Below are 16,575 nucleotides of genomic sequence, written 5' to 3' on the forward strand. Positions count from 1 at the left end.
GGCGTCCAGGGAGGCGGGGTGGGCGAGGAAGTCCTTGAGGTGGCGGCGCACGGCCTGGACGGTGTGGGCGTCGGCGCGGAGGACCTCCTCGAAGTAGCGGCGGACCTCGCGGACCTCCTCGCGGCGCATGTCGCCGTCGGCGCGGGCCACGTCCACGAAGAGGGCGGTGATGTCGCGGTCGAGCGGGTCCTCGTCCGGGGCCTGGATGATGGGGAACTCGCCTGGGCCCTGGGAGAGAGGGGCCGGCTTGGGAGGCGGCTCGAAGGTGACGGGGAAGTCGCTGAAGATTTCGGGGAAGTCCGGGGGCGCGGCGTTCTGTTCGTCGAAGTAGTGGCCCAGGGCCGTGCCCAGGATGAGGGAGAGCACGATGGCCCAAGGCCCGCCCATGAGGAGACCGGCCATGAGACCCAACATCGCCCCGAGAACTTTTCCCGCGCCCATGCCTTCGCTTCGCTCCCTTGTGCCGGGCCAGTCTTGCATAAGGTGGCTCTCATGACGGCTCAGTTGATTGACGGCAAGGCAGTGGCGGCGCGCGTGCGGGCGGAGATCAAGGAGGAGGTGACGCGCCTGAAGGCGGAGCGCGGCATCACCCCGGGGCTCGCCGTGGTGCGCGTGGGTGAGGACCCGGCGTCCAAGATTTATGTGACGGGGAAGAAGAAGGCCGCCGAGGAGGTGGGCTTCAACTCCTGGGAGCACCACCCGGACGAGAACATCACCCAGGACGAGCTCCTGGCGCTGGTGCACCGGCTGAACGAGGACCCGGCGGTGCACGGCATCCTGGTGCAGCTGCCCCTGCCCAAGCACATCGACGCGGACGCCATCATCGCGGCGGTGAAGCCGGAGAAGGACGCGGACGGCTTCCACCCGATGAACGCGGGAAATCTGCTCCTGGGCCGCCCGGCGACGCGGGCGTGCACGCCCTACGGGGTGATGCGGCTGTTGGAAGAAGTCGGGTGCAATCCGGCCGGCAAGCGCGCGGTGGTGGTGGGCCGCAGCAACATCGTGGGCAAGCCGCAAGCGCTGATGCTGCTCCAGAAGGACGCGACGGTGACGGTGTGCCACCGCAAGAGCGACCTGCCGTCGGAGGTGGCGCAGGCGGACATCCTGGTGGTGGCGGTGGGCGTGCCGGAGCTGGTGAAGGGAGCGTGGATCAAGCCTGGCGCGGTGGTGATTGACGTGGGCATGAACCGCAAGGCGGATGGGAAGCTGGTGGGCGACGTGGAGTTCGCCGCCGCGGCCGAGCGCGCGTCGTTCATCACGCCGGTCCCGGGTGGCGTGGGACCGATGACGATTGCCATGTTGATGAAGAACACGCTGGAAGCGGCTCAGCGCGGCGTGAAGTAGTCAGTCGACTGGACCTCCCTGCCCATGCTGGGGCAGGGGGCCCAATCGCAGACTGCGAACGCATGGGCCACCCTGGTTCACTCAGGTGCCGGGACGGACAGGCTTGACGATGAAGAAAATAGATGGGTTCTGGTTGGCTGCCGCCAGCTTGCTGTATCCGCCGACCGAGCCCGCCAGACTGATTTCCTTGGATCAGATAACCCGCAGGTATGAGGAGTTGTTTGGGCGGGCTCCGACACCGAGCCTTGAGCAATCAATCATCAGTTGGAAGCAAAGGTATGTCGACCGGGCGAGGCCGTCGCAGGGAGGCAGTCCGAAGCGCTACCTGTTCCGGACCGATGACGGCAGCACTCCGTCACCACGCGGCAGGTTTCGACTCTACAAGACTTCGGACTCCGCTCACGATGGTCAAGGCAAGAATGGCGCGACATGCCCCGGAATGGAGGAGATTCCGAAGCGGTACCACTACCTGGTGAAGTGGTACTTGAAGCACTATCAACACTCGTCACACGCTCCTGCTGCCGAAACAGAGAGTCTTGAAGCTGCTGCGGCCTCTGCTCAAGCAGAAATCAAGCGTTCAGACATATCCGCCACCGAAAAAGCGAGATTGATCAAGGCCAGGCACGGCCAGGGCATCTTCAGAAAGAGGGTGTTTCGCGTCGAATCAGCCTGCCGGCTCACTGGCATTACGGACGAACGTTTCCTGGTGGCCAGCCATATCAAGCCGTGGGCCATTTCAAACAACGACGAGCGGCTTGATGGGCACAACGGATTGTTGCTGGCCCCTCACGTTGACCGTCTCTTTGATCGTGGGTTCATCACCTTCAATCAAGAGGGAGGCGTCATCGTCTCGCTGGATGCCAAGGAGGTATGGCAGCAGTGGGGGCTGCTGCTGGCCATGCCCGTACCATTGAGTGCGCGGCAAGAAGAGTACATGCGCTATCACCGTGATTACCGTTTTCGCGGCAGGAAATGAGGATGCTGATCTGCCGGGTCAGCGCCGCGGAGTGGGAAGTCGATAGGTGTCGCTCGACCTTCGTCCATCTTTAGAAGGCGGCTTGTGACACTGTTCCTCCCGTTCTGAGTTCCTGTTCTTTCTTTTGGTGGAGGTACGCATCCCGCGCGGTCTTTCCATATGCGTACATGAAGAGCTCGGCTGTGAACCCATCGCTATCGACATTGGGCGGCTGCTGATGGACATGGGCAACCAGTGCGCCGCCGTTCTTCGGGATGATTGGGAGACGGCTCGAAGACGGGCTGCTTGCTCCCGGTCCGGCTCTCGGCCCTGGGAAACTGAGCCGAGAGGCCGGGCCTCCCTGCCCGTGAATCGGGCAGAGAGGCGGAACTCATTGCAGACCGCAAACGTACGGGCCGCCCTGGCTGTTACAGGCGTCGTAACGGATGCACCAGCCGTCCGGTGTCGAATAGGCATACATGTAGAAGCCGTTGGCGCAGCGGACGCGATCGGTGGAAACCCGGCACCAGCCGAAATCAACATTCGGGTCGCAGCTGTCCGGCGGCGCCATGGCGTGTACCCGGTCGCCGGTCGTTTCGGCCTCCGTGGCGGGCGCAGCTTCCGGTCCACAGCCGGCGAGCATCATTCCCACGCTGAAGGCCAATGCGAGCATCTGTCGTTTCATGGCGCTCACCATTCCGGGCAGCCCCAGGGGCCGCCGTAGTTCTTGCAGACGTCCGCGTTGATGCACCAGCCGTCCGGAGTCCAGTGAGCATCCATCTGGACGCCGTTGAAGCAGGTGATCTTGTTGCTGGACACGGGACACCAACCGTCGTCCTCGAACGGATCACAGCTGTCGGGCGGAGCCATCGCGGCATTGGAAGATGCACAGCCCTCGTTGCATGCCAGCCAGTCGCGCTGACACACCATGCGCTGCGCGCTGTTCTCCGCGGTGTCGAGGCATGCGACACGCAGTTGTTCGCACGTGTCTTCGCATTCCGATGCGGATGGCAGGGCGGCCTCACGCGTCGCCAGGATGCCTTGCGCGTCTTGGTTTGAATCCTCTCGTCCGCATCCCGCCAACACCCCGACAGCCATCAGCCCTGCGATGATCGCTACTCGCATGTGCCCTCCTGGGTTCTGGGTCCGCGCTGCCTTGATAGGATATCTGGCTCGGTGTCTTCGGGGCACCCCGCCGCATCAATAATCACAGGCGTGAAGGTTTTCGAGCGCGTGAGAATGCCCGCCCCATGAACGACTGCCTTTGCATGAGCGTATTTCCGTGAGGGGGAGGGGAGCCGCAGGTGCGAGGTCAACCGCCATTCCCCTTCGTCCCGGGCGGGACATGACGGAAGATGCGCGCATGGGTCCGGTCTTGCACCGATGTGCGCGTGGCGGAGCCGTGTTGGGGCTGCTGCTGCTCGCAGCCCCCGCGCGTGCCCAGGACGCCACGCCCCTGCCCACGTTCTCCCTGGAGCGCCTGGACCCGAACCCGGGCCTGGGGCCCCTGACGATGGGGAGCGGGGAGCTGCTGGCGCCTGGGGCGCTGCGGATCTCCCTGCTGGCGCACTACCAGCGGAGATCGTTGACGGTCCGCAATGGGCCAGACGAATACCCGCTCGTCCTGTCCCGGACCACCGGCGCTGTGTCGCTGGCCGTCGGCGTGCTGCCCTGGCTGGAGCTTCAGGCCCAGCTCCCTGGCGTCATCCATCAGAGCGGCGCGGACGTGAGCACCGTGCTGTCCATCTCCCCGCCGTCACGCAGCGGGCTGGGGGCGCCGCGGCTCGCGGCCCGACTGGGACTGCTGGGGACCTCCGCTCCCGAGGCCTTCCATCTGGCGCTCGACCTGGACGTGCGGTTGCCCGTGGGTGGTTCGGGCGCACTCGCGCGTGATCAGGGCGTCCGTGGACAGGGACGGATCATGATGGGCAAGCGCTGGGGGCCCGTGGCTCCGGCGCTGGAAGTGGGCGTGCTCCTGCGTCGCGCCGTCTCGACGGACTCCGGCGTGGACAGCCTCAACGGCGTGGGCAACGAGCTGCGGGCCGGGGTGGGGCTGACCGTAGGGTACGCCCTGCGCGCGGAGGTGTCGGCGCTCGGCGCGTATTCGTGGCGGCAGCAACGCACCAGCGGCGAACTGCTGGGCGGCCTGCGCTACGCACCGGCCCGGCCCTGGGAGTTCTTCGCATTGGGCGGCGCGGGCCTGGGCGCGGAGCCGGGCGCGCCCCGTTACCGGGTGCTCGCGGGCTTCGCGCTTCTCTTCGACAAGCCGCCACCTCCGCCCCCGGAGGACATCGTCTACGAGCTCGTCCAGGGCCTGCCGCGTGCTCCCGTCGAGCCCCAGCTCGAACCCGAGCCCACGCCTTCCGAACCGCCACCTCCCGAGCCCTCCAGGGATGTGCCGCTCTCCGAGACCGACACGGACGGCGACGGTGTCGTGGACGTGTTGGACGCCTGCATCCACGAACAGGGCACCCGCGAACACGGTGGCTGCCCGGAAACCGGAGACCCGCTCGTCACCCTGACCCGCGAGCGCCTCGTCCTCCATGGCCAGGTCTTCTTCGAGGTCGGCGTGACGACGCTGCCGGCCCGCTCTCGCGTCCTGGATCAGGTGGCGCGGGTGCTGCTGGAGCATCCGGAAGTGGAGCGCGTCGTCATCGAAGGGCACACGGACGCGGAAGGCTCCCACGCCTCCAATCAGCGCCTGTCCCTCGCTCGCGCGGAGTCCGTGCGCGACTATCTGGTGCGAAAGGGCGTCCCGGCCCACCGGTTGGAAGCCCGGGGCCTCGGTGCACGCCGGCCCGCGGGTTCCAACGGAACGCCGGCAGGGCGGGGCGAGAACCGCCGCGCGGAGCTTCTGTTGATCCTGGGCGAGCCCACTTCGGCCCGCTCCATCCCCGCGCCTCCTGCCCCCTGAGCCCAGGAGTGTCTCCCCGGCGGAGGCACCCCGCGGAAACCTGTCCGACAGTCGGACAGCCGCGGCCCGCGGAAACCTGTCCGACAGTCGGACAGGTTCTGGCAGCACCGGCCCGGGGGCTTAGCGGGCCTGCTGACCGCGATGGGCCCTTCGCCTCGCCAACAACCACACCGCCAGCACCCAGGCCCCGCCGGCCCCACCCACGGAGCAGCCGCTGCCCTCCACGGTGACGGCCTCGCCAATCCCCTCCACGGGAACGACCGTGTGGCCCAGTCCGCCACCGCTCGGCACCACGCGGACCTCTCCGCGCACCGTGCCCGTGCGTGTCGGATGGAACGTCACCGGGATGGAGGCGCGGCCACCGGCCGCGATGGCACTGCTCACCGCGCTCGTGTCCACGCGGAACGCGGCATCCGAGGACTTCACCTCCACGGTGACGGGCACGGTGCCCGTGTTCACGAGCTCCAACGACAGGGGCTGGCTGGTGGCGTCCACCCGCTGGTTGCCGAAGACGATGGCTCCGGGCGTCACCGTCAGCATCTGCTGCGCGCCGGATCCCTGCACCGAAATCATCAGCGGCGTGGAGGACGCATCGTGCCGCACCGCGAGCGACCCTGCGTAATCGCCCGGCCGCGCTGGCTCGAAAACGACGTAGAAGGGGTAGCTGGTGCCGGGCGCCACGACATGGGGCAGCGGCAGCCCCGACACGGAGAACCCGTCCACCGGATCCAGTCCCGTGAGGGTGACGGGGCTCGTGCCGGTGTTGCGCAGCTCCACGACGCGCTGCGAGACCTCCCCAAGGAACTGGGGCCCGAAGGTCAGCTCCGTCACGGAGGTTTCCATCGAGGCCGTGGTCCCCGTGCCCCGCAGCGTCACCTGTGCCGCGCGCGGCGCGTTGCTCTGGACCTCCAGTACACCGTTCTCCGAGGTGGCCTCGGTCGGCTTGTAGCTGACCTGGAACGTGCGGTTCGCGAGCGGCGGCACGCTGGTGCCCACATTGAGCCCCGAGACCTGGAACGGGCCGCTCACGTTCACCGCCGTCACGTTCAGCGACTCGCTCCCCATGTTGAACAGCGTGAGCTCCCGGGGCGGGCTCAGGCCCCCCAACCGCTGGCCGCCGAACTCCATCACGTCGTTCGCCATCCGGGCGACAGCCTGGAGCCCCTCGCCGTCCAGCTTCACCACCGTGGGAGACGACGGCGCGTTCGAAAACACGCGGAGCACGCCGGTCACGGCGCCGTCCTCGAGCGGGCTGAAGGTGACATCCATCGTGAAGGCGTCGCGCGGCGGGAGCTCCAGCGGAAGCTTCGGAAGCACCACCGAGAACGGCCCCGCCACCGCGATGGTGCTGAGGGTGAGCTTGTCCGTCCCCGAATTGACGATCGTCACCTGCACCGCCTTGCTGCTCTTCCCCGCCTCAGTCCGCGCGAAGGACAGGGCCGAGGGGGTGGCGGTCAGCTTTCCCTCGACGCCTTGTCCGCTGAGCGGCACGGTCCGGATCGATCCGCCCGGGCCGTCCGCGCTCAGCACCAGCTCCTGCGCGAACTGGGCGATATGCGGAGGCTCGAAGGTGACCTGGACCTGGGTCGTGGCACCGGGGGCCAGGCTGAACCGTCCCGAGGGCGTCACGGCGAAGCCCGTGGGCGCCTGGATGGGCTCCACCACGAGTGTTCCGGCCCCCTCGTTCTTGAGCGTCAACGCCTGGGGCGCGCTCACGGAGTTGACCTCGCGCGAGCCGAACTCCAGCGTCGTGCCGCCATCGGGCGTGGTGACCTTGAGCGCGGGGATCTCCACGCCCGTGCCGGTGAGCGCCACCTTCACGGCCGGGGTGCGCGGATCATTGCTTCGCAGGGTGAGGTCCTTCGCGGCGCGGCCCGTCCCCGGGGCGTAGGCCACCGTCAGGTTCACCTGTTCCCGGGCCTTGATCGTCAGCGGGAAACCGGACTCCACCGTGAAGGGCGGCTCGACGTCGAAGGCGGTGAGGATGAGGTCGTCCAGGCCGGTGTTGCTGACCGCCAGCGTCTTGCGAACAGGGTCGACCCCCGCGGTGTGCACACCGAAGTCCAGCGAGGTCGCCCCCACGGCGATGGCGGGTTCGATGCCAACGCCATGCAGCGCGACCTCCGCGAGCGGCGTGGCGGAGCCCTCGGCCTGGATGTACAGCGGCAGGGACGACACGCCCGCCGTCGCCGTGAAGGTCACCGTCAGCGGGAGGACCGCCTGTGGCTGCACCACGCTGCCCCCCGGAGGCAGGCCGCTCACGGAGAAGGGGGCCTGTGTCAGCACGGCGGGGATCGTGAGCGGCAGGCTCCCCACGTTCTTCACCTGGAGGAGCAGGCTGCTGCTCGTGCCCACACGTACGGGGCCGAAGTCGAGCGCGCTCGGCGTGAGCTGGAGCTTCGGGGCGCCGCCAGAACCCTCGAGCTGAATCGGCAGGGAGCCCTTGTCGGGGTCGCGGCTCAGCACGTTCAGGATCCCGGAGTCCACGCGGTCGGCCGTGGGCGCGTACGTCACGGTCACGTCCAGGCTCGCGCCATCCATGAGGGTGAAGGGCAGGGACACCGGCGTCAGCTTGAAGGGGAGGGGAACCGACAGGGAGTCGATGAGGAGCGGGACGACGCCCTCGTTGGTCAGCTTCACCTTCTGTGAGGCGGATGAGCCCACGGCGATCGAGCCGAAGGACAGGCGCTCTGGATTGACCTTAAGCAGGGGCCTCCCCGTCCTCATTTGGATCCTGGCGGCGGCGAAGCAGTTGGTCCGTTCCGTCCGCAGCGTGAGGGTATTGGTGCCGCCGTATCGATAGCCGGGCACCCCCATGGCGTCATTCGCCTTGGCCCAGACCTCCGGCGACTCGCAGCCACGGCACAGCCGGGCGGAATCCAGGGTCATGTTGTAGGTCCCCAGTTCGTGGCCGTTCAGCAGGACGGTCGTGAACCCACCGTCGTAGCCACGGCCGAAGACTTCCGCCGAGAAGAACATCACCACCCAACCGGGCGTGACGGGATCCCTGAAGCTCCGGGCCCCACCGTTCCAGTTTCCGGTGTTGTCCGAGCAGGCATAGGACGGGTACTGGCAGGTGGGGCACTTCGTCGCGCCGTCCCAGGTCAACTCGATGTCGTAATCCTTTTCCACCGGCACGGATTGCGCCCGCGAGGCTTCGCCAAACGTCTCGGACGAAGCCGGCGCCTCCGGCTCCACCGGAGAACAGGCGGTCAGGACAGACAAGCCAAGGGCAAGCAGCAGGGGGAGCCGACGCATCCGGAGCGCCTCTCGTGAGGATGGGGAAGCCAGTCCCGAAAAGGGAAGGCGCGAGAGCTTCGCATGAACCGTGAACACCGCGCGAGCCGTCAGCCTTTACAAGGATGGTGTTCTATGAACACTATGGTCCTGTCGCGGACCTGGGAGGTGGGGACATGATGCAACGCGCGGAACGCATCGCGGGAGGACTGTATGGGTTGCTCATCGGTGATGCGTTGGGCGTCCCCTATGAGTTCCACCGGCCCGAGCGGATTCCGTCTCCCGAGGCCATCGAATACGACCCGCCGCCGGGCTTCGACCGCGCGCATGACCGCGTCCCCCCGGGCACCTGGTCGGACGACGGTGCCCATGCGCTGTGTCTGCTGGATTCACTGACGTATCAGAAGCGGCTCGACTGCGAGGACCTGGGCCGGCGGCTGGTGAACTGGCAGGACTGGGGCTACCTCGCCGTGGATGGCGACGTGTTCGACGTGGGCATCCAGACCAGCACCGCCCTGCGCCGGCTGCGCGACGGCACCCCGGCGATGCTCGCCGGTCCCAACGGCACCATGGACAACGGCAATGGCTCGCTGATGCGCGTGCTCCCCCTGGCCCTGTGGCACCAGGGCAAGGACGCGGCGCTCGTCTCGGATGCCATGGCTCAGTCGCGCGTGACACATGGCCACGTGCGCGCCCAGGTGTGCTGCGCGCTGTATTGCCTCTGGGCCCGGCGCATCCTGGAAGGCGCGGCGGACCCGTGGGCCGAAGCCGTGGCCACGTTCCGTGACCTGTATGTCGAAGGCTTCCCGCAGCGGGAGGAGCTGGAGGCCCACATCCGCCCGGACGACCCGGCACCGGGAACGGGCGGCGGCTACGTCGTGGACTGCCTGCGCTCCGCCCGGGCCTGCGTGGCGAACGGGAAGTCCTACGAAGAGGTCGTCAAATCCGCCATCCGGCTGGGCCACGACACGGACACCACGGCCTGCGTGGCGGGCGGCATCGCGGGACTCATCTTCGGCCTGAACGGGATTCCCCACCGCTGGCGCTCACAGCTGCGCGGGCAGGAACTCGTGGAGCCGCTCCTGGAACGGCTCATGAAGTCCCTGGGCTGAAACTCAGTCCGGGAAGATTTCGAGCACGTCCTTCAGCATCGCCGCGCCCGTGCCCCGGGCGCCCTGCTCACCGTTGATGACGGTGTTCACGCCGTGCAGGTCGCTGCGGAACACCGCGCCCATCTCCATCGCGCCCAGCCGGGCCAGGGGATGGGACGCGTCCACGGCGGTGGGCCGCACGCTCCACTCCCACTGCTCCGCGCCCACGGGCTCGCCGCGCGCCAGGAGCAGCACCTGGCCGCCCTTCGCCTTCGCCGCGTCCAGCTCCTCGCGCGTCACGCCGCGCATGCCCGTCACGGACACGTCCTTCAGCGTCGTGGGCACGCGCATCACCGCGTTGGCCAGGATGACCAGCTTGCCCGCGGTGTCCCAGCCGTCCACGTCCAGCGTGGGGTCCGTCTCCGCGATGCCCAGCGCCTGCGCCTCCGCCAGCGCGGCCTCGTACGTCCGGCCCTCCGCCATGCGGCACAGCAGCAGGTGGCTGGTGCTGTTGAGCACGCCCTCGAAGCGGCCCAGCTTCCCCAGCGCCAGGTCCCGGCGGCCCACGTTCACCAGCGGCATGGACGCGCCCACCGCCGCGCTGAAGCGCAGGGGAGGGCGGCCCGGCGACTCCAGGTCGCTCAAGCCCGCCAGCTCCTGGAACCCCAGCACCAGCGGCCCCTTGCTCGCGAGCACCGCCGCCATGCCCCGCGACAGCGCGTCCCGCGTGATGTCCAGCCCGGGCTGTCCGTCCTGGAAGCTCGTGGGCGTGGCCTCCAGCAGGAGGTCCGCCTTCACCTCGCGCACCAGGTCGCGCCCGCTCATCCCCGGACGCCCCACCACCGGCAGGGACGCCACGGAATGCCGCGCCCGCTTCACCGCCAGCACCGCGCCGATGTCCAACCCGTTCGGCGACACCGCCGCGCCGCCCGAGTCGGCCAGCCCCACCGGCAGCAGCTCCAGCCGGTAGCGCTCCATCAACAGCGACGCGCGCGACTGGAGGATCTCCAGCAGCGGCACGCCCACGTTGCCCAGGCCCGTGAGCAGGAAGCGCACCGTGCGGACGGCGCGCGGGTTCATGGTGCGAAGGCCTCGCGCACGCCGTCACGGCGCAGCGTGAAGAGCATCCACACCGCCACCGGCACGCCAATGAAACAGCCGGGCGTCAGCGTGTACATCGCGCAGATGGCGCCCACCGTCGCCAGGCCGTAGCCCTTGAGGTTCATCGCGTTCCACGCACCCCAGATGGCGAGCAGCCCGCAGAGGATCCCGCCCAGGATGGCCAGCGAGAAGCCCATCGTGAACTCCAGCACCACCGGCGCCTGCCCCGGCGTGGAGAAGGGCGACGCCACCTTCAGCGCCGCCAGCACCCCGCCCAGCAGGCTGAAGGTGACGTGCAGCACGCCGACGATGAGCAGGAAGAACGCCGGGAAGCGCACGATCTGGAAGATCTTGAGGCGCGGGTCACCCGGCGCCAGCTGAGGACCAGGACCGCTCATGACCGCCCCTTCAGCGCGCCCACGATCATCCGCGTCGCGGGAGACTTGTTCAGTGTGTAGAAGTGGATGCCCGGCACGCCGCGCGCGAGCAGCTCCATGCACTGCACCGTGGCGTGCGCCACGCCCAGTTGCACGACGGCGTCCGGCTGATCCTTCACGCGCTCCATCTGCAACGCCAGACGCATGGGCACTGTCGCGCCACACATGCGCGTGAAGCGCTGGACCTGCTCGTAGTTGGTGATGGGCATGATGCCGGGGACGATGGGGACGTTGATGCCCACCCGCCGCGCCCGCTCCACGAAGTCGAAATAGAAGGCGTTGTCGAAGAAGAGCTGCGTCACCACGAAGTCCATCCCCGCATCCACCTTGGCCTTCAGGTGCTTGAGGTCGTCCTCGCGCGACACCGTCTCCACGTGCCCCTCCGGATAGCACGCACCCCCCAGGCAGAAGTTGAAATCCTCTTCTCGGACGAATCGGACCAACTCCTCCGCGTAGCGGAAGCCCCCGGGCACCGGCTCGAACGTCGTCTGCCCCTGCGGCGGGTCCCCGCGCAGAAGGAGCACGTTCTCGATGCCTGCCGCGTCGAGCCGGCGCAGCACGTCACGAAGCTCGTCGCGGGTGTGTCCCACACACGTCAGGTGCGCCATGGCCTCGATGCCGGTCTTCTCCTTGATGTGCGTGACCAGGTCCACCGTCCGGTCGCGCGTGCTCCCGCCCGCCCCGTACGTCACCGACACGAACCCCGGCTCCAGCGGCGCAAGCTCCTCCACCGTGCGCAGGAGCGAGGCCACGCCCGCGTCCGTCTTGGGAGGAAAAAACTCGAAGGAGAAGCTCGGCTTGGAAGGGTTGAGGCAGTTGCGAATCTTCATGTCGGGAGGAGTTTAGTCCCTTCCGCGTCGGCCTTGATTGAAGAAGGTGCGCCGCTATAGTCCGCGCCGTTTCGCCACCCCCTTCCCACCCTGGAGAAGTCAATGACCCGGCGTACGCCCCTCAACGAGGCCCACCGCAAGCTGGGGGCCCGCATGGTCGACTTCGCCGGCTGGGACATGCCGGTGCAGTACTCGTCCGTCATCGGCGAGCACGAGGCCGTGCGCACCGCCGTCGGCCTCTTCGACGTCTCCCACATGGGGGAAATCGAGTTCACCGGCCCGGGCGCCCTGGAGACCGTGAACCGGCTCATCTCCAACGACCTCGGCCGTATCCAGGACGGCCAGGCCGTCTACGCGGGCCTGCTCAACGACCTGGGCGGCTTCGTGGATGACGTCGTCGCCTACCGCTTCAGCCCCGAGCGCATCCTCATCTGCGTCAACTCCAGCAACCGCGAGAAGGACTTCACCTGGATGAGCGCGCGCGCCGAGGGCGTCAAGCCCGTGGACAAGAGCGACGACTACGCGCAGATCGCCGTCCAGGGCCCCAAGGCCGTGGGCCTGGTGCAGCGCCTGACGAAGGCGGACCTGTCCCAGGTGGGCACCTACCGCTTCACGGAAGGGGAGGTGGCCGGCGTGAAGGCCATCATCTCCCGCACGGGCTACACCGGCGAGGACGGCTTCGAGCTGTACTGCGCCGCCGGCGACGCCGTGAAGCTCTGGGACGCGCTCCTGGAGGCCGGGCAGCCGGACGGCGTGAAGCCCTGCGGCCTGGGCGCGCGCGACTCGCTGCGCACGGAGATGAAGTACGCGCTGTACGGCAACGACATCGACGACGCGCACACCGCCCTGGAGGCGGGCCTGGGCTGGATCGTCAAGCTGGACAAGGCGGGCGGCTTCATCGGCAAGGACGCGCTCGCCGCGCAGAAGGCCGCGGGCGTGCCTCGCAAGCTCGTGGGCTTCGAGCTCACCGGCGCCGGCATCCCGCGCCATGGCTACCCCATCCTCAAGGATGGCGAGCGCGTGGGTGAGGTCACCAGCGGCACGCAGGGCCCCACCGTGAAGAAGCCCATCGGCATGGGCTACGTGCCCGCGAAACTGGCCACCGAAGGCTCCACCTTCGACGTGGAGATCCGCGGCCGCGCCGTGCCCGCGGTCGTCGTGAAGACCCCCTTCCTCAAGAAGTCCTGAATCCCTCCCGTTCGCACCCTTTGCGAGGAGCCGCCTCCATGTCTGACAACATCCCGCAGGACCTGAAGTACACGAAGGAACACGAGTGGGCCCGCATCACGGGCAAGACCGTCGTGGTGGGCGTCACGCACCACGCCCAGGAGTCGCTGGGCGACGTCGTGTACGTGGAGCTGCCGAAGCTGGGCGCCACCCTCACCGAGGGCAAGAACTTCGGCGTCATCGAGTCCACCAAGGCCGTGTCGGACCTGTTCGCGCCCATCTCCGGCACCGTGGTGAAGGTGAACGACGAGCTCACGAACAGCCCGGCGCTCATCAACTCCGACCCGTACGGGCAGGGGTGGATCGTGGAGATCGAACCCTCGGACGCAGGCCAGGTGGGCAAGCTCCTGGACGCCGCCGCCTACGAGCCGCTCACCAAGTAGTCACCGCGCGCGCAAGAAGTCGGGCGTCCCGGTTGTTAGTGACGCTCCATGAGGCGCCGGGCCCGCTCGGACGCCGACCTTCTGACGCACCTCACGCGAGCTCTTCCGACCATGTCCCTCAACTGGAAGTACCAGGAGTCCTTCGCTGGCCGTCACATCGGTCCGGAGACCCCTGAAGTGAAGCAGATGCTGTCCTCTCTGGGCGTCACCTCGCTCGATGCCTTCATCGAGAGCGCCGTGCCTCCCGCCATCCGCTCCCAGGAGCCCCTGCGCCTGCCCGCCGGCCGCGGCGAGAACGAGGTGCTGGCGCAGCTGGAGGCCATCGCCGCGAAGAACCAGGTGTTCCGGTCCTTCATCGGCATGGGCTACAGCGACACCCACGTCCCCAACGTCATTCTGCGCAACATCTTCCAGAACCCGGGCTGGTACACCCAGTACACGCCCTACCAGGCGGAGATCGCCCAGGGCCGGCTGGAAGCGCTGCTCAACTACCAGACGATGGTGACGGACCTCACCGGCATGGAGGTGGCCAACGCCTCCATGCTGGATGAAGGCACCGCCGCGGCGGAGGCCATGGCGCTCGCGCTGCACGCCAAGAGCGAAGGCGACGGGGGCGCGTTCTTCGTCTCCGACGGCTGCCACCCGCAGACGGTGGACGTGGTGCGCACGCGCGCCATCCCGCTGGGCGTGGAGGTCGTCGTGGGCGACCACCGCACGGTGGACCTGTCCCAGAAGAAGTTCTTCGGCGCGCTGGTGCAGTACCCGGCGACGGACGGCGTGGTGCACGACTACCGCGCCTTCGGTGAGAAGGTGCACGCGGCGGGCGGCCTGCTCGTCGTCGCGGCGGACCTGCTGGCCCTGACGCTGCTCACGGCGCCCGGCGAGTTCGGCGCGGACGTGGTGGTGGGCAGCGCGCAGCGCTTCGGCGTGCCGCTGGGCTACGGCGGCCCGCACGCCGCCTACTTCGCCACGAAGCACGCGTACACCCGCGTGATGCCGGGCCGCCTCATCGGCGTGTCCGAGGACTCGGGCGGCCGGCCCGCGCTGCGCATGGCGCTCCAGACGCGCGAGCAGCACATCCGCCGTGAGAAGGCCACGAGCAACATCTGCACCGCGCAGGTGCTGCTGGCCGTGATGGCCGGCATGTACGCCGTCTACCACGGGCCGGAGGGGCTCAAGGCCATCGCCGAGCGCGTGCACGGGCTCACGGTGGTGCTGTCGCGGGGCCTGGCGAAGCTGGGCTTCAAGCCGAAGCACGAGCAGTTCTTCGACACGCTGCGCGTGGAGCTGCTGCCCGCGCAGGTGCGGGCCGTGCTGTCCTCCGCGGAAGCCGCGAAGATGAACTTCCGTCGCATCGACGAGAAGACGCTCGGCCTGTCGCTGGACGAGACGACGCGCGCCAAGGACGTGGAGGACATCCTCGCGGCCTTCATCCAGGGCGCGAACAAGTCCGCGTCCCCGGTGAACCTGGACGAGGTCGCCGAAGGCCTGGAGAGCCCGCTCGCTCCCGAGCTGCGCCGCACGAGCGCGTACCTCACGCACCCGGTCTTCAACCGCTACCACTCCGAGACGGAGATGCTGCGGTACGTGCGCCGGCTGGAGGCGAAGGACCTGTCCCTCACGCACTCCATGATTCCGCTGGGCAGCTGCACCATGAAGCTCAACGCCACCGCGGAGATGATCCCGGTGACGTGGCCCCAGTTCAGCAAGCTGCACCCGTTCGCGCCCACCTCGCAGGCGGCCGGCTACAAGGTCGTCTTCGAGCAGCTGGAGAACGCGCTGTCGCAGGTGACGGGCTTCGCCGGGTGCTCGCTGCAGCCCAACGCGGGCAGCCAGGGTGAGTACGCGGGCCTGCTCGTGATTCGCGCCTACCACCAGGCGCGCGGTCAGGGGCACCGCGACGTGTGCCTCATCCCGTCCTCCGCGCACGGCACCAACCCGGCTTCCGCGGTGATGGCCGGATACCGCGTCGTCGTCACCAAGTGCGACGAGAACGGCAACATCGACCTGAGCGACCTGCGCGCCAAGGCGGACCAGCACAAGGACAACCTGGCCGCGCTGATGGTGACGTACCCCTCCACGCACGGCGTGTTCGAGGAGGAGATCCGCGAGATCTGCTCCACCATCCACGAGCGCGGCGGCCAGGTGTACATGGACGGCGCCAACCTCAACGCGCAGGTGGGCCTCACCGCGCCGGGCCTGGTGGGCGCGGACGTCTGCCACATCAACCTGCACAAGACGTTCTGCATCCCGCACGGCGGTGGCGGCCCGGGCATGGGCCCCATCTGCGTGGCCTCCCACCTGGTGAAGTTCCTCCCCGGACACCCCGTCATCCAGACGGGCGGGGCGGACGCCATCGGCGCCATCTCCGCGGCGCCGTGGGGCAGCGCGAGCATCCTGCTCATCTCCTGGATGTACATCCAGATGATGGGCGGCGAGGGCCTGACGCAGGCCACGAAGATGGCCATCCTCAACGCCAACTACGTCGCGGAGCGGCTCCAGCCGCACTACCCGGTGCTCTACCGGGGCAAGCGCGGCCGGGTGGCCCACGAGTGCATCGTGGACCTGCGCCCGCTCAAGAAGACCGCGGGCGTGGAGGTGGAGGACGTGGCCAAGCGCCTGATGGACTACGGCTTCCACGCGCCCACCGTGTCGTTCCCGGTGGCGGGCACGCTGATGATTGAACCCACGGAGTCCGAGTCCAAGGCGGAGCTGGACCGCTTCTGCGACGCGATGATCGCCATCCGCCAGGAGATCCGCGACGTGGAGGAGGGCCGCGCGCCCAAGGACAACAACGTCCTGAAGAACGCGCCGCACACCGCGCGCACGCTCACCGCGCCGGAGTGGAACCGCCCGTACACCCGCGAGCAGGCCGTGTTCCCCACGCCGTGGGTCCGCGACAACAAGTTCTGGCCGTCCGTGGGACGCCTGAACAACGTGCTGGGTGACCGCAAGCTCGTGTGCTCGTGCCCTCCCATCGAGGACTACGACACGCCCGAGCAGAAGGTCGCTTAAAGCCGTCTTCGACAGCAGCCATCACCGGGGCCGTCTTCCAG

The 16,575-nt window shown here is 68.3% G+C and carries 14 protein-coding genes; 7 read left to right on the forward strand and 7 right to left on the reverse strand.

Annotated features, from left to right (window positions below; all coding sequences use genetic code 11):
• A partial coding sequence (locus tag D7V80_RS07540) for a TerB family tellurite resistance protein (protein WP_233585203.1) occupies positions 1-402 on the reverse strand: 402 nt, incomplete at its 3' end.
• A 90-nt stretch (positions 403-492) separates the two neighbouring features.
• Between D7V80_RS07540 and folD the strand changes: the two genes are divergently transcribed.
• Both folD and D7V80_RS07550 read left to right on the forward strand, forming a co-directional pair.
• Positions 493-1,344 carry a bifunctional methylenetetrahydrofolate dehydrogenase/methenyltetrahydrofolate cyclohydrolase FolD gene (gene folD / locus D7V80_RS07545; RefSeq protein WP_120587517.1) on the forward strand — a complete coding sequence of 284 codons (852 nt, stop codon included), beginning with the start codon at positions 493-495 and terminating at the stop codon, positions 1,342-1,344.
• Between the two features lie 109 nt (positions 1,345-1,453).
• On the forward strand, positions 1,454-2,320 hold the full coding sequence (locus D7V80_RS07550) for an HNH endonuclease (RefSeq protein WP_120587561.1): 867 nt from the start codon (positions 1,454-1,456) through the stop codon (positions 2,318-2,320).
• A 370-nt stretch (positions 2,321-2,690) separates the two neighbouring features.
• Here D7V80_RS07550 and D7V80_RS07555 read toward each other — a convergent pair whose 3' ends face one another.
• Complete coding sequence (locus D7V80_RS07555; RefSeq protein ID WP_147447010.1) at positions 2,691-2,984, reverse strand: hypothetical protein; 294 nt, start codon at positions 2,982-2,984, stop codon at positions 2,691-2,693.
• Positions 2,985-2,989: 5 nt separating this feature from the next.
• Complete coding sequence (locus tag D7V80_RS41315) at positions 2,990-3,424, reverse strand: hypothetical protein (protein ID WP_147447011.1); 435 nt, start codon at positions 3,422-3,424, stop codon at positions 2,990-2,992.
• 277 nt (positions 3,425-3,701) lie between these two features.
• On the opposite strand from D7V80_RS41315, the gene D7V80_RS07565 reads away from it, so the two are divergent.
• Positions 3,702-5,213 carry an OmpA family protein gene (locus D7V80_RS07565; RefSeq protein ID WP_158616573.1) on the forward strand — a complete coding sequence of 504 codons (1,512 nt, stop codon included), beginning with the start codon at positions 3,702-3,704 and terminating at the stop codon, positions 5,211-5,213.
• 120 nt (positions 5,214-5,333) lie between these two features.
• On the opposite strand, the gene D7V80_RS07570 is transcribed toward D7V80_RS07565, so the two are convergent.
• The gene (locus D7V80_RS07570; RefSeq protein WP_158616574.1) at positions 5,334-8,351 is read right to left on the reverse strand and encodes a choice-of-anchor D domain-containing protein; all 3,018 of its coding nucleotides are present in this window, start codon (positions 8,349-8,351) and stop codon (positions 5,334-5,336) included.
• A gap of 275 nt (positions 8,352-8,626) precedes the next feature.
• Between D7V80_RS07570 and D7V80_RS07575 the strand changes: the two genes are divergently transcribed.
• Positions 8,627-9,562: an ADP-ribosylglycohydrolase family protein gene (locus D7V80_RS07575; protein ID WP_120587562.1), complete on the forward strand. Its 936-nt coding sequence runs from the start codon at positions 8,627-8,629 to the stop codon at positions 9,560-9,562.
• A 3-nt stretch (positions 9,563-9,565) separates the two neighbouring features.
• On the opposite strand, the gene D7V80_RS07580 is transcribed toward D7V80_RS07575, so the two are convergent.
• Genes D7V80_RS07580 through metF form a run of 3 tightly spaced genes read right to left on the reverse strand, consistent with a single transcriptional unit; the run spans position 9,566 to position 11,909 of the window.
• A complete protein-coding gene (locus D7V80_RS07580; RefSeq protein ID WP_120587522.1) occupies positions 9,566-10,621 on the reverse strand; it encodes a homoserine dehydrogenase in 1,056 nt (351 codons plus the stop codon).
• Positions 10,618-11,040, reverse strand: a complete 423-nt coding sequence (locus D7V80_RS07585) for a hypothetical protein (RefSeq protein WP_014397798.1) — start codon at positions 11,038-11,040, stop codon at positions 10,618-10,620. The genes D7V80_RS07580 and D7V80_RS07585 overlap by 4 nt, the downstream gene beginning before the upstream one ends.
• The gene (gene metF, locus D7V80_RS07590; protein ID WP_120587523.1) at positions 11,037-11,909 is read right to left on the reverse strand and encodes a methylenetetrahydrofolate reductase [NAD(P)H]; all 873 of its coding nucleotides are present in this window, start codon (positions 11,907-11,909) and stop codon (positions 11,037-11,039) included. Before metF ends, D7V80_RS07585 begins: the two co-directional genes overlap by 4 nt.
• A gap of 102 nt (positions 11,910-12,011) precedes the next feature.
• On the opposite strand from metF, the gene gcvT reads away from it, so the two are divergent.
• The 3 genes from gcvT (at position 12,012) to gcvP (ending at position 16,534) form a co-directional block, all read left to right on the forward strand.
• Entirely contained in the window at positions 12,012-13,097 is a 1,086-nt protein-coding gene (gene gcvT / locus D7V80_RS07595) for a glycine cleavage system aminomethyltransferase GcvT (protein WP_120587524.1), read from the forward strand.
• A gap of 38 nt (positions 13,098-13,135) precedes the next feature.
• The gene (gene gcvH, locus D7V80_RS07600) at positions 13,136-13,519 is read left to right on the forward strand and encodes a glycine cleavage system protein GcvH (RefSeq protein ID WP_014397795.1); all 384 of its coding nucleotides are present in this window, start codon (positions 13,136-13,138) and stop codon (positions 13,517-13,519) included.
• A 111-nt stretch (positions 13,520-13,630) separates the two neighbouring features.
• Entirely contained in the window at positions 13,631-16,534 is a 2,904-nt protein-coding gene (gcvP, locus tag D7V80_RS07605; protein ID WP_120587525.1) for an aminomethyl-transferring glycine dehydrogenase, read from the forward strand.
• The last annotated feature ends 41 nt before the right edge of the window (positions 16,535-16,575 follow it).

The sequence above is a fragment of the Corallococcus sp. CA054B genome (genome assembly GCF_003611625.1).
In the GTDB taxonomy this organism is placed as follows: domain Bacteria; phylum Myxococcota; class Myxococcia; order Myxococcales; family Myxococcaceae; genus Corallococcus; species Corallococcus coralloides.

Coding starts and splice junctions, on each gene's coding strand:
- gcvP (WP_120587525.1), top strand. CDS start 13,631: ATGTCCCTCAACTGGAAGTACCAGGAGTCCTTCGCTGGCCGTCACATC.
- D7V80_RS07575 (WP_120587562.1), top strand. CDS start 8,627: ATGATGCAACGCGCGGAACGCATCGCGGGAGGACTGTATGGGTTGCTC.
- D7V80_RS07580 (WP_120587522.1), bottom strand. CDS start 10,621: ATGAACCCGCGCGCCGTCCGCACGGTGCGCTTCCTGCTCACGGGCCTG.
- D7V80_RS07555 (WP_147447010.1), bottom strand. CDS start 2,984: ATGAAACGACAGATGCTCGCATTGGCCTTCAGCGTGGGAATGATGCTC.
- metF (WP_120587523.1), bottom strand. CDS start 11,909: ATGAAGATTCGCAACTGCCTCAACCCTTCCAAGCCGAGCTTCTCCTTC.
- gcvT (WP_120587524.1), top strand. CDS start 12,012: ATGACCCGGCGTACGCCCCTCAACGAGGCCCACCGCAAGCTGGGGGCC.
- gcvH (WP_014397795.1), top strand. CDS start 13,136: ATGTCTGACAACATCCCGCAGGACCTGAAGTACACGAAGGAACACGAG.
- D7V80_RS41315 (WP_147447011.1), bottom strand. CDS start 3,424: ATGCGAGTAGCGATCATCGCAGGGCTGATGGCTGTCGGGGTGTTGGCG.
- D7V80_RS07550 (WP_120587561.1), top strand. CDS start 1,454: ATGAAGAAAATAGATGGGTTCTGGTTGGCTGCCGCCAGCTTGCTGTAT.
- folD (WP_120587517.1), top strand. CDS start 493: ATGACGGCTCAGTTGATTGACGGCAAGGCAGTGGCGGCGCGCGTGCGG.
- D7V80_RS07585 (WP_014397798.1), bottom strand. CDS start 11,040: ATGAGCGGTCCTGGTCCTCAGCTGGCGCCGGGTGACCCGCGCCTCAAG.